Raw genomic sequence first — 12,599 nt, 5'->3', positions numbered from 1 at the left:
GCGAAAAGCTGCGCAGAGCGGCGGTGGCGACGCAAGGCGTTGACGGCAAACAAAAGATCGGCTTCGGCGGAACCTTTCGGGCCGCCATTTCGTTGAAGCGGCATCCCATGAAACAGGAGCAGACCATGGCAGATTTGAAAACCGCTTCCGCCGAATCCACCGCTGCGCGCGTCAAGGCGGATATCGCAGCAGACGATCTGTCGGCGCAGGTCACGGCACTCCGTGAAGATCTGTCCAGACTGACGGACAGTGTGCGGGCGCTGGGGCAGGGGGCGAAGTCGGTGGTTACGGACGAAGCTTCGCTGATGACGGAACGGCTGCGCGACAAGGTTCGCGAAGAACCGATCATGGCGCTCGCGGTGACGGCGGGCATCGCCTATGTTTTCGGCCTGCTGAGCCGCCGCTGATACGGAATTCCGGACAGAAAAAAGCCGGACGCAAGGCGCGCCCGGCTTTGAGTGATGTCCGATAGTTATGTCTGGGATATCAGCGGCGAATGGCGCGGCCGATGAAAATCAGAAGGCAGGCTCCAATGAAGCCGGTGATCAGGTAACCCAGCCAGCCGGCCAGCGGCTGAATGTGCAAGAGACCGAGAATCCAGTTGGCGACGATCGCGCCGACGATGCCAAGCAATATATTCATGAGCACGCCCATGCTGCTGCTCATAACTTTTTCCGCCAGCCAGCCGGCGATACCGCCGATGATGATGGCTGCAATCCAACCCACGCCTTCCATGGTAATCCCTCCTGGTAAACCGACTCGCAGGAAAGCACGAAACTACAGAAAGTTCCACTCCTGGAGGAACTTAGGCGATTATGGCTGCAACAGGGTGACCGGCGTCTCCAGCAGGTAGGCAATCAGCTGGAAAAGCAGACCAGCCACAGCAAGCATCGCGAAGCCGAAAGGCATGATCAGGCTTTTGCTAAACATTCTTTCCTCTCCCCCTTTGAGTAAAGAATAAGCCTAAGTGCGGTCGACGCAATATTATTATTAACGGATAGTTAAGAGTGATATTTAAGTAAAATTGGAAATACCACCAATGTAGTAGGATGGTCCGCTGCCACAGGCGATGAAATACACGGTCTCCGGGTAACATCACCGTCCATAGGCAAACAATTCAACATCTCATGGATTTTTTACCTGACGTAACCTGGGCCATTAGGAGAATAGGGCGCAGGAACATGCCCCGATTTGGTGCACGGATTGATTTTGGCGCAGACTGCATCATTTTTCCTGGAGTTCGGCTCTATCAGGGAAAAACTCGATGTCAAAAGCTGCGATCGCCTTTGCCTGCCTCTGCCTGCTGACGCTTTCCGCTTGCGGCAACACCGCCTACGGACTGAAGAAGGATGGACAGCAGGCCAGCCACGCAATGGACAACGCGACGCATCGGGTGCTCTCGGCCGGCGCCAAGAAATAACGGCAGCAGCGAAACGAGCCATCACCGGGCGGCCAAGCTTACATGAAAAAAGCCCGCCTGGGGTGAGGCGGGCTTGGCATAACAGAGAGAATGGACGGATGGAAACCGTCTCGACTAATACAGCATTTCCTTAAGCGTATGGCCTTGCGTCATTCGAACGTAACGCGGCCGACAGATTCCGGCCGCGACCGCCAGGATCGGGTTTAGAAATTGCCCCAATTCTGAGCGCGGGCACGGGCGCGAATAATCCGATATTCGCGACCGCCATAGAGCGAACCGATGGTCAGCAGAAGCGTCAGAACGTCCCAGATGATATGCATGTTATCCTCTCAGGTTGGACGGCTCTGCCGTCAATCGGTGAAGGTACAATAGCAATCTTTCAAACCTGCTTATATGACAAGAAATCGGGATAGGCGGGGAAGCGGGAAGGGCGCTTCATGAGGAGACGGAGTCGCCATCTTGGGAGCAGTAAGGTGAACAGATCAGCCGGTGGCCGGCCATGACAATTTTCTCCGTCCGCCACATCACGGCCTATCGTTACCGCAGAGAGGTCGATTTCGGCGAGCATCGCCTGATGTTCCGGCCGCGCGACAGTTTCGACCAGCGGCTGATCGAGGCGTCGCTGACGACCTATCCGGAGCAAAGCCATGTGCGCTGGATCCACGATGTTTTCGGCAATTGCGTGGCGCTGGTCGATTTTTCGCGGCCGTCGTCCGAGCTTCGTTTCGAAACCTGGATTACGCTCGACCACACACCCCAGTTCGCCCCGGATATTCGAATCGACGAGGCGGCGCTCACCTATCCCTTCTCCTACGACAAGGACGAAATCGCCGATCTCGCGCCGGCGATGCAGCGCCACTATCCCGATCCGGGCGATGAGATCGGCCGCTGGGCGCGCCGGTTTGTGCGCCTGGGGCACCCGACTGAGACGGGGCACCTGCTGATGACGCTCTGCTATGCCATTCGGGAAAGCTTCGTTTATGCGCGGCGCCATGAACATGGGACGCAGGCACCGCTTGAGACCTTGCATCTTCGCTCCGGCACGTGCCGGGATTTCGCGCTTCTGATGATGGAGGCAGCACGCACGCTCGGCCTGGCAGCGCGATTCGTCAGCGGCTATGTTTACGTTCCCGATCGGGACGGCTCCACCGTGCTCGGCGGCGGCTCCACACATGCATGGTGCCAGATCTATCTTCCCGGGGCCGGGTGGGCGGAGTTCGATCCGACCAACGGCATCGTCGGCAACCGCGATCTCATTCGCGTGGCCGTTGCCCGTGATCCGCGCCAGGCCGTTCCTTTGAGCGGCAGCTATGACGGCGACGGGTCGGATTTCGACAGCATGACGGTGCAGGTCAACGTGACCACGCAGCAGGCGGCGTTAAAAGAGGGGTAATGGTGGATCGCCGCGGCTGGATGACAGTTGCGCGGCCGCTGGAACCGGGCAGCGCAATCGGCGTTCCATACTCACCTCCGCCCATGCGGGGAGAGGAGGACGAGGAAGCCACAATGAAGATACGCGCCGGGTTTCATCTGGGCTATGAATGCATCCAGCCGACGCCAATGCTGCTGGTGCTCAACATTCACCCCTCCCGTCGCGCCGATCTTCTGAGCGAGCAGGTCCTGACATTCGACCGGCCAATCGAAGTCTGGGAATATACCGACAGTTTCGGCAACGCCTGCAGCCGGATCATCGCTCCGCCCGGGCTGACGACGATTTCGACCAGATTCGAGATTTACGATACGGGGCAACCCGACGTCGTGCCCACCGAGGCCGTACAACACGCGATCAAGGACCTGCCCGACGAGGTGCTCGTCTTCCTGCTTGGCAGCCGTTACTGCGACACCGACAGGCTTTCCGATTTTGCCTGGAAAACCTTCTCGTCGACGCCGCTCGGCTGGGCGCGCGTGCAGGCGATCTGCGACTTTGTGCATAACCACATCACCTTCGACTATCAGAAGGCCGACGTTCTCAGAACCGCGCATGGCGGCTTTACCGACAAGAGCGGCGTCTGCCGCGACTTCGCCCATCTCGCCATGGCGCTTTGCCGATGCATGAATATTCCTGCCAGATATTGCACGGGCTATCTTGGCGATATCGGCGTTCCAGCCGATCCCAATCCAATGGATTTCAGCGCCTGGTTCGAAGTCTTTCTCGGCGGTCATTGGCACACGGTCGATGCCCGCCACAACACGCCGCGGATCGGCAGAATATTGATGGCGACCGGCCGCGACGCCACCGACGTCGCCATGTCGACGGCGTTCGGCCCGGCAACACTCTCCCGCTTCGAGGTGATCACCGAGGAAGTGGCGGAATAGGCACTCAGGGGGCGAGCAAATCCTATGCTTTCTTGAGGAATTCCGTTTTCAGCACCAGGCCCTTGACCTGCTTGGTGTTGCACTCGATCTCGCCGGGATTGTCGGTCAGGCGAATACCCTTGACCAGGGTTCCGCGCTTCAGCGTCTCCGAGGTGCCCTTGACCTTCAGGTCTTTGATGAGAGTCACGGAATCGCCGTCGTGAAGCTGGCTTCCGTTGCTGTCCTTTACGATAATGTCGTCGGCCATGATGTCCTCGCTTGATGATGCGAGACGCAAAATCATGGCGACGGGAGATAGTCAACCGCTGCGAGGGGCGGCAAATGCAAAGCACGCGGAGTCTGCTGCAGCGCACTGAACGGATTTATCGAGCACAAACCGGTGGGATTCAACTTGCTTCAAGCTCGCCGGTCCAGCGGTTTCGCCCCTTCCAGTATGAGCAATCCGGGCAGGCCTCGCCAAGCGGATAGTCAATTCCCTCCTCGTGAGGGCAGCCGACGATTCCATCCATCGCCACCACCGATTTCACGTCATTCTCGCGCAGGAATGCCACTATCTCGGCGACAACGGTTTCGTCCGTCCTGAGATCACCGGTTTCAGCAAACCATCGGCGCAGGTCGGCCGGCTCCGAATGCGGCGCCGGGATGATACTGACGGCCACCTTGGTGGCGCGGCGATTGTCGGGACCATAGTAAGCGATCGTACCGACGGGATAGCTGCGGATACCTCGCTTGGTCTTTTTCTCGAGCCATTTCCGTGGTTGCCAGCCCAATTTCATCGCACTGCTCGCCTTTCGTGGTTTGCTATTCTATCCCGTCTGGTTCACGGGACACAATCCGATACTCAACGAATATGGGCCGAGGATATGGCGCGTAAGAAATAATGGATCAGGGTATCGCCAAGGGAAAAAGTGGCTGCAGCCGACGACATCTATTGGATGCGACACACAGGCAAGGGGTGGCGCGGCTCCATTCCGGGGTGACGCTTGCCGAGGCGCTTCGAATCCTCGAAACTGATGGGGTGTTGCATCCGGTCTGATCAAGACAGGACGCGATCACAGACCGAACTGCCTTTGTCCATAAAGAAATCCCGGCAACCACGGCCATGAGCGAATATCAATATTACGAGTTCCAGGCGATCGACCGCCCGCTCGGCGACGCCGATCGGCGCGCCCTTCGCAGTTTATCGACGCGGGCGCGGATCACTTCCACCAGCTTCACCAATTCCTACGAGTGGGGCGACTTCAAAGGTGACCCGGCAGAGCTCATGGAACGCTGGTTCGACATGCATCTCTATCTCGCGAACTGGGGAACGCGGCGGCTGATGATCCGTTTTCCGAAGCGGCTGGTCGATCAGCAACGCCTCGGCGGATTTATCGGCGCGGTCAGCTACGCCGAACTCACCACCACAGGTGAAAATCTTGTCCTCGACATCGTATATGAGGAAGAACCGGAATATGACGAAGAAGAAGAGGACGGATCGGGCTGGCTCGCGGCTTTGACGCCATTGCGTGCGGATGTCCTGCGCGGTGATCTCAGGCTCATTTATCTGCTGTGGCTGATGGCTGTGCAGGCGGAGACTGTCGGACCGGAAGCGGTGGCACCCCTGCCTGGTATCGGCCCGATGACCGACGAACTTGAAGCTTTCGCACGCTTTTTCAACATCGATGCCGACCTTGTTGCCGCGGCCGCCGAACGCTTGGCCGAGACGGAATCGGAACGCTCCATGGCATCGGACGCTATCCGGCGCTTTTCGGCTGCATTGCCCGAGGATGAAAAGACGGAGATGCTTGCCCGCCTGATCGAAGGCGATCCCGATATGGCAAACGAATTGCGGCGACGCGCCCGAAGCCTCTCTGTCGCCGCGACCGTCGCAGTCAAACCGTCGCGGAGCTGCAAACCCGTGCCGGTGTGATCCGCGATGCTCGCAAACGTAAGGAGGACGAGCGGCTGGCGGCAGAGCGAAAACGGAAGGAGGCGGAAGAGGCCCGCGCTCGCCGCGCCTGGCTGAACACCATCATAGAGCGGGGCGATCATGTCTGGCGCGAGATCGAGGTCGAGATCGAACGCCGCAACGCTTCCGGCTACGACAAAGCAACCAGCCTTCTCGTCGACCTGAAAACGATCGCTGACGAGGACGGCGATACCGCCGACTTCACTCGCCGCCTGCATTCGATCCTCGAAAACCACGCCCGAAAAGAGCGCTTTATCGCACGGCTGAATGTTTCGTTCGCAGCTCTGATGCCGTCATAAGCCCAGGAGTCGGCCATGCACGCCTCTGGCCGGCCTCAATTGGCGCCTCGGCAAAACTGAGACCAAGGTCCGATCCGACCCGGACTTCGTGCCGATACCAAACGCTTGGTTGCTGCAATAGGTTTTCGCGGCGGGGCGGAATTGCGGAGTTTTATAGCCGTGACGAAATTTATCGTTGTAGGAATGATACTGACGCCGGTGATCTTCTGGGGTTCTATCGGCGTCTGGGTCTACTCGCTATTATCGTGAGGAGGCCCCACACCTTAAGTCCTCGATCATTACATCGGGTAGTCGGGCGAAGCGAAGTCATGGCCGGCGACGGTCCTGGACAATCTCAATCAAACCAGGATGATGGTCAAAGCGCCTGACCAAGAGCGCAGATCGACTGGAAGGCTGAGCCCGGTTCATTGTCTTGGCACGAGCCCGTCAAGCAGGAAATCCAGACCTTTCCTGAAAGCGCCGTCCCAATCATTATCCAGCAACAGACGCGCACGCTCGATCGTCGGATATTTTTCGCTGAAATGAGCAAGGCGCTGCTGCGCGGCGGCCATGTCGTCGTCGGAAAGGTCGAAATTCGCACGGGTGATGGTCGCCCCGATCACATAGTTCCAGAGCGACCATATCGCGCCGTTCAAATCTGCCTCGGCGACGCCGGCTCCGGATAAGATCCTGCCCAGCAGTTCCAGGCGGCTGAGGATGTTCGGGCCGAGCGCCCGGCGCGGCAGCAGCGATGCCGACCAGGGATGGCGCAGCATGCTGGCGCGCCAGTCCTCGAGCATGTGAAAGATTGCGCCGCGCCAGTCGGTAGCCTCGATCCCTTGCGGCGGCCCGCGATATTCGAGAGCCGAGTCGAGCGCCAGATCAAAAACTTCCTCTTTGTTGTCGACGTGCCAATAGAGGCTCATCGCGCCCGCGCCGAGGCGATCGGCCAGGCGGCGCATCTTCAATCCGTCGACACCTTCGGCGTCCAGCAGTTCGACCGCGGTCGCCACGATCCGTTCGATCGAAAGCGCCCGTTCACTGCCCGCCTGCTGCATGGGCGGGACCGACCCGGCTTGCCGTTGAGGCCGTTTACCCTGAGCGCCGCCGCCTTTGGCTGCCATGCGTCCTTCCTAAATGATCTGAAGGTCGTTTTAAGCCGACAAAGCCGCCAATGTCGACTCCGGCCGATTGACTCGTACAACGTACGATGCGATTTTATCGTACGTTGTACGAATCAAGTATGCGACGATCGAACGAGAATTCAACCGGAGACCGCGGGCGCCATTGCTCGTAGTCCGCACGGCCAAGAGAAAATCATGTCACGCACCATCAAACATCTGCTTATCGGAGGACTGATCATCATGACCACGGGAATTTCCACTGCGACGACGGCGAATGCGGGCGACCTCAAACCAACCATCGTCAATCCGAAAAACCTCTACGACCCGACGCCGAACGGCTACAGCACGGCGGTGATCGCACCGCGCGGCGCCCGGTTGGCCTATATCTCCGGGCAGGGTGGCCAGGACAGCAGCGGCGCCTTGTCGCCGGACTTCGCCGCCCAGGTTAAGCAGGCCTACGCAAATCTGCGCGCCGCTCTCGATGGGCTCGGCGCAAGGCCGGATCAGGTGGTCAAGCTTACGGTCTTCGTGGTCGATCACGACACGTCCAAGCTCGAAGTGCTGACCAGAAACGTCAAGGAAACCTTCGGCGCGGCGCTGCCGGCGCAGACGCTTGTCCCGGTTCCCAAACTTGCAATAGACCCGATGCTCTTCGAGGTCGAAGCCGTCGTCGTTCTGGAATAAACGGCCGCCGCGTAGCGAACTCATGCTAAAACGGCTCCATGACAAAGCTATCGCTTTCAAATCTCCGACACATACGCGTGCGCCGTCTGGGCGCACCGATTTCGTTCGGAGATAAACATGCATCACAAAAGAAAGCGCCCTCGCAAAGCTGCGTGCGGACTTTGCAAGCCGCATAAGACCGCGGGCAACTGCCCACGTCATAAGATCATGCAGTTGGGCAACCTGCGTCGATACTTGTCCGGGTCTGAGCAACTCCGCTGCCAGGAGATTAAGGTGTCGGGCATGGATGGGAATTATCGGCAGTAGCCACACGGTATTGGATAAAAAGAAAGGTCGGCGCGAATGGTCGCTCCGACCTTTCTTTGATTGCATCAGCACGGTGCCAGTACATCCGTGGTCACCAGCAGAGGCTATCGGATAGATTGAATCTATGCGCCTTGTGAATTTATGCAAGGAGTAGGAGGTGCCGATTTAGGGCTAGGCGAGGGAGGAGCCTGCCGGGTAACTTTGCCACGACAATCGCACCGCCCGCCTCACCAGCTGGCGATTTCATCCGCCTGCATTCGGTCTCTTAGGGTCATGCCTCAAGACCGCCGCATCGGGCGGCTGAACGCCGGCACATAAAATGGAAATGGCGGAAGAGGTGGGATTCGAACCCACGGTACGGTTTCCCGCACGCCGGTTTTCAAGACCGGTTCCTTAAACCACTCGGACACTCTTCCAAGTAATTGAGAAGCTGTAAGAAATTCCGTTGCGGGATTTCTGGTGCATCGGTGGTTTCTGCCGATTTGCTGCCCATTCACTCACAGGCCGGCTTTTTAGCAGCTTTGATCGCAGCGTCAACTTGTTCTGCAGAGAAGCGGCTTTGACAGCCGCTTCTCTCTGCCGTCGTCAGACCAGGACGGTGAAGTTGTCAAATGCGAGCTGCGGAAAGCCCGTCGGCTCTACATCGGGTTGAATATCGAAGCGGATGAAATCGACGGCTCCCAAGGCTTCCAGCGAAATGTGCTGGCCATCGGCAATGGTGTCGCCATAAACCGTCAGCGACATCTCGCTCACCTTGTTGCCGCCGATATAGCCTTCGAACGTCACAAGGGCATCGACACCTTGATAGGCCGGGTCGAAAACCGTCGCGACGTCGACACCCTCCACGGTGAAGAGTTTGCCGTCAACGCGATCGAAGAATGGATTGTAGGGGTTGGTGACGACGTATTCGTTGCCGCCGGATTCAGCGACCGTCCACAAATTGCCGTCGAGCTTGTCGCCAAACTTGAAACCGGCATAACCCGAGGCGATATCCGGCTGCCCGGGATATTGCGTCGGAGCATTCTCGAAATCGATGGAATACAGCCCTTGCGGAGGCGTATGCACGCCGATGTTGAGATTGGCGACATCCGTGCCGCCTTTTCCATCGGAGATCTTGAAGGAGAATCTCTCGGCGAAGACTTCACCGGACTCAAGGCTTGCGGGATCACTGACCGTGTAACTATAGCTGCCGTTGCTCCAGATCGTCAGCGTTCCGTGCTCACCCTCGATGGTCAGATATCCTGCTTCACCCACCTTGTTGGGAATTCTTATTCCGTTGACGAACTGAACCTGAAGCAGGTCACCATCGGAATCTGAGGCGCTGTCGAGAAGGTTTCCTTCAATGGCTTCCGCTGGTGCGTAGTCGTGGACCGACACGTCAGGCACTGCTGGTTTGTGATTTGCCATAGCTCGTCTCCCTAAAGATGAGCGTGGAAAGGACGCCGGGCTACGACCCGAACGCGGCAAATAAACTTTCTACTCCACTTTGAGTCAAGCAACAAACTACACGCCCCAAGGGAGTGACTGCCGCGGTTACCGCTGCAGGCCACGCCCAACAGCGTGAAGAGCAAGCCGCTCTACTACCCTGAGGTGAAAGCTCCAACTCCAGCGGAGATTGGCGGCCTCCTGGCGCTCGGTGGCCGTTAATCTTCATGTCGCAGCTGTTTCGCTCCGGGGCATCTCGCGCTCCGAAAGCTGGCTTTGCAGTGCCAAATGATCCGCATCGGCACGCCGATTGCGGCTCTGACTGCAGCCGTGGAAAGGGCAGGGCGGCAGCTTCACGTTAGCGATCTGTAAACCATAATCATTAGAATTGTCGCTATCGCCTCGAAAACGTTCGTAAATTCGCCACGAACCTAGCAAATTTAAAGTCTCGTTAGGCGGGTGGGCATAAGGCGTTATTGGCCCAAGATGGGGCAAGGTTCCTTAACCATAACGATGTTTGAGCGGCGTGGGACATATGACATTGGGATACGGGGCGACGTCTTTCGCAACGACAGCGCGATGGCTGGCGATATCGGCGATGTGTGCGACGGTTGCGGCATGCGGCACCACACAGGCCGTGCCGAAGAAAAAAGCCCATGGCAAAGAGTATTTCTCGGAATCCGAATATGGCGTCAAGGCCAGCCCCCGCGTCGCCACCGGCAACAACATCCCGAAGGGCGGCGGCCGCTACATTGTCGGCAATCCTTATGTGGTGAAGGGTAAATGGTATTATCCGAAGGAAGACTTCTCCTATAGCAAGGTCGGCATCGCTTCCTGGTATGGTTCGGCCTTTCATGGACGCCTGACGGCGAACGGCGAAGTCTACGACCAGATGCATCTTTCCGCCGCGCATCCGACTTTCCCGCTGCCGAGCTATGCTCGCGTCACCAATGTCGAGAACGGCTCATCGATCATCGTGCGCGTCAACGATCGCGGTCCCTATCACGAAGGACGCATCATCGACCTTTCCAACAAGACTGCCAACATGCTGGATCTGCAGCACAGCGGCACCGGCAAGGTGCGTGTGCAATATGTCGGCCGCGCTCGTATGGACGGCCACGACATGCCCTATCTGATGGCTTCCTACGTACCGAAGGGCAGCCGCATTCCCGGCGTCAATCCGGAAGGGCAGATTGCAAGTGGCGTAATGGTTGCCTCCAACAGCCGCAAGATCACCCGCGATCAGCTGCAGAGCGCCGAAGATTACGAGGCGCAGCCGGCCAAGGTGCCGGTGCCGATGTCGGCGACCTCCTATGCCGGCTCGACGCCGAGCGCGCGCTACAATGCGGCGCCTGCGCTTGCCCCGGGCGCCCATGTTCTGGTGGCGCCAACGGCACCGTCTTCAAACGCCGCGCCGGCCTTCGATCAGATGGTCGTGCTGCCGGAGATCGGTCCCATGCCCTATGAACGCCCCTATGGCGGCTCTCAGCCTTCCCTCGCGCTCGGCTATCAGAACGAGGGCGTGAAGACGGTGACGGTCGACCTCGCCTTCGACGCGGTGATGGTGCGCAATGACGGGCTGACGCAGGCCTCGATCCTTGCCTCGGCCAAGCGCCAGCAGGCAAAATCCGCGGCGCGCTGAGCATGGCGATTGCATCGGATTTCGCCGCGCTCTAACCTTCTCAAAACTGCCGTTCACCGATGGGACTTGCGATGCTGAGGCCTGTGCTTCGCCTTCTAGAGCGGTTGCGCTTTTCACCGAAGCGCAGACCCGCTCTAGCCTTTTGTTTTTCCGCAATTCCGGAGGCAAAACCGCTCGGCACTTTTGCCGCATTTGCTCTTGCATGCCTGATGCCGCTCGCCACAGGCGCGCAGGCAGCCGATGGCGGCGGCGCCGGTTTCGCCACCAAGGCGGCGCAGGCCTATATGATCGAGGCATCGACCGGCACGGTGCTTCTCGCCAAGAACGAGGATCAGGGCTTTTCGCCGGCTTCGCTTGCCAAGCTGATGACGATGGATCTCGTTTTCGAGGCGGTGACCAAGGGCCAGATCACCCTCGACACTGAATATCCCGTTTCCGAATATGCCTGGCGCACCGGCGGCGCCCCGTCGAGGACGGCGACGATGTTTGCCGCCCTGAAATCGCGCGTGCGCGTCGAAGACCTGATCAAGGGCATCGCCATCCAGGGCGCCAATGACAGCTGCATCATCCTCGCCGAGGGCATGGCCGGAAGTGAGCAGCAATTCGCCGAATCGATGACGCGCCGCGCCCGCGAAATCGGCATGGAGAAGGCGGTGTTCGGCAATTCCACCGGCCTTCCTGATGGCAAGAGCAAGGTGACGGCGCGCGAGATGGTGACGCTTGCCGCCGCCCTTCAGCAATCCTATCCCAATCTTTACCCCTATTTTGCCCAGGCCGATTTCGAGTGGAACAAGATCTTCCAACGCAACCGCAACCCGCTGCTCGGGCTCGATCTCGGCGCTGACGGACTTGCCACGGGCTTTACCGAGGGTGAGGGTTATTCGATCGTCGCCTCGGTCCAGCGCGACGGCCGGCGGCTGTTTCTGGCGCTCGCCGGAATCGCCTCCGACAAGGAGCGGACCGAAGAGGCCAAGCGTGTGCTCGAATGGGGCCTGACGGCTTTCGAGAACCGGCAGATTTTCGCCGAGCATGAAGTGATCGGCGCAGCCAGCGTCTATGGCGGCACGGCGCGCACCGTCGATCTGATCGCCAAAGCACCGGTCAGCGTCTATATTCCGGTCAGCAATCCCGACCGGCTATCGGCGCGCATTGTCTATCGCTGGCCGCTGACAGCGCCGGTGCAGCCGGATTATCAGGCCGGCACGCTCAGGATATTCGCCGGCAGCCGGCTTCTCAGGGAAGTCCCGCTCTATACCGCGCAGGCGGTGGGTGAAGGCTCGCTCAGCAGCCGCGCCGTCGATGCCATGCTGGAGCTCGGCGAATCGCTGTTTTTCTCCTGGCTCTGGGACAAGTCCGCGCCCGGCTGAAGCCGGTATCGCCAAGCGGCTGCACTGTCGTGCGCCACATGCTCAAGACTTGAGCGCCGGGCCTTCTGATATAATTTGCCGGGGAA

General features: G+C 59.0%; 12 protein-coding genes, 1 tRNA gene and 1 pseudogene. 8 read left to right on the top strand and 6 right to left on the bottom strand.

Annotation, left to right across the window (positions count from 1 at the left end):
* Positions 1-125 precede the first annotated feature (125 nt).
* Entirely contained in the window at positions 126-407 is a 282-nt protein-coding gene (locus tag CO655_RS25915; protein WP_004672489.1) for a hypothetical protein, read from the top strand.
* Positions 408-486: 79 nt separating this feature from the next.
* On the opposite strand, the gene CO655_RS25910 is transcribed toward CO655_RS25915, so the two are convergent.
* Entirely contained in the window at positions 487-735 is a 249-nt protein-coding gene (locus CO655_RS25910; protein WP_010035063.1) for a GlsB/YeaQ/YmgE family stress response membrane protein, read from the bottom strand.
* Between the two features lie 529 nt (positions 736-1,264).
* Between CO655_RS25910 and CO655_RS25905 the strand changes: the two genes are divergently transcribed.
* The 3 genes from CO655_RS25905 (at position 1,265) to CO655_RS25895 (ending at position 3,736) form a co-directional block, all read left to right on the top strand.
* The gene (locus CO655_RS25905) at positions 1,265-1,420 is read left to right on the top strand and encodes an entericidin (RefSeq protein WP_097607939.1); all 156 of its coding nucleotides are present in this window, start codon (positions 1,265-1,267) and stop codon (positions 1,418-1,420) included.
* A gap of 499 nt (positions 1,421-1,919) precedes the next feature.
* Positions 1,920-2,813 (top strand): transglutaminase family protein, encoded by an 894-nt coding sequence (locus CO655_RS25900; protein WP_097667335.1) that lies wholly within the window; start codon positions 1,920-1,922, stop codon positions 2,811-2,813.
* A 113-nt stretch (positions 2,814-2,926) separates the two neighbouring features.
* Positions 2,927-3,736 carry a transglutaminase family protein gene (locus CO655_RS25895; RefSeq protein ID WP_097667334.1) on the top strand — a complete coding sequence of 270 codons (810 nt, stop codon included), beginning with the start codon at positions 2,927-2,929 and terminating at the stop codon, positions 3,734-3,736.
* Between the two features lie 22 nt (positions 3,737-3,758).
* On the opposite strand, the gene CO655_RS25890 is transcribed toward CO655_RS25895, so the two are convergent.
* On the bottom strand, positions 3,759-3,983 hold the full coding sequence (locus tag CO655_RS25890) for an alkylphosphonate utilization protein (RefSeq protein ID WP_010035073.1): 225 nt from the start codon (positions 3,981-3,983) through the stop codon (positions 3,759-3,761).
* 139 nt (positions 3,984-4,122) lie between these two features.
* Positions 4,123-4,512: a hypothetical protein gene (locus CO655_RS25885; RefSeq protein WP_010035081.1), complete on the bottom strand. Its 390-nt coding sequence runs from the start codon at positions 4,510-4,512 to the stop codon at positions 4,123-4,125.
* A 326-nt stretch (positions 4,513-4,838) separates the two neighbouring features.
* Here CO655_RS25885 and CO655_RS25875 point away from each other — a divergent pair.
* A pseudogene (locus CO655_RS25875) lies at positions 4,839-5,986 on the top strand (hypothetical protein).
* A gap of 404 nt (positions 5,987-6,390) precedes the next feature.
* Here CO655_RS25875 and CO655_RS25865 read toward each other — a convergent pair.
* On the bottom strand, positions 6,391-7,089 hold the full coding sequence (locus tag CO655_RS25865; protein ID WP_097667333.1) for a TetR/AcrR family transcriptional regulator C-terminal domain-containing protein: 699 nt from the start codon (positions 7,087-7,089) through the stop codon (positions 6,391-6,393).
* A 195-nt stretch (positions 7,090-7,284) separates the two neighbouring features.
* On the opposite strand from CO655_RS25865, the gene CO655_RS25860 reads away from it, so the two are divergent.
* Positions 7,285-7,773 (top strand): RidA family protein, encoded by a 489-nt coding sequence (locus CO655_RS25860; protein WP_010030013.1) that lies wholly within the window; start codon positions 7,285-7,287, stop codon positions 7,771-7,773.
* A gap of 632 nt (positions 7,774-8,405) precedes the next feature.
* Here the strand turns inward: CO655_RS25860 and CO655_RS25855 are convergent.
* A tRNA-Ser gene (locus CO655_RS25855) sits at positions 8,406-8,495 on the bottom strand.
* 169 nt (positions 8,496-8,664) lie between these two features.
* A complete protein-coding gene (locus CO655_RS25850; protein ID WP_097667332.1) occupies positions 8,665-9,486 on the bottom strand; it encodes an Ig-like domain-containing protein in 822 nt (273 codons plus the stop codon).
* Positions 9,487-10,039: 553 nt separating this feature from the next.
* On the opposite strand from CO655_RS25850, the gene CO655_RS25845 reads away from it, so the two are divergent.
* The gene (locus tag CO655_RS25845; protein WP_097667331.1) at positions 10,040-11,146 is read left to right on the top strand and encodes a septal ring lytic transglycosylase RlpA family protein; all 1,107 of its coding nucleotides are present in this window, start codon (positions 10,040-10,042) and stop codon (positions 11,144-11,146) included.
* A gap of 209 nt (positions 11,147-11,355) precedes the next feature.
* Entirely contained in the window at positions 11,356-12,513 is a 1,158-nt protein-coding gene (locus tag CO655_RS25840; RefSeq protein ID WP_097667330.1) for a D-alanyl-D-alanine carboxypeptidase family protein, read from the top strand.
* Positions 12,514-12,599 lie beyond the last annotated feature (86 nt).

It is taken from the genome of Rhizobium sp. M1 (assembly GCF_002531805.1).
GTDB classification, from domain to species: domain Bacteria; phylum Pseudomonadota; class Alphaproteobacteria; order Rhizobiales; family Rhizobiaceae; genus Rhizobium; species Rhizobium etli_C.
Note: the sequence above shows the minus strand (reverse complement) of the source record. Positions and strands in the feature narration are given on the sequence as shown.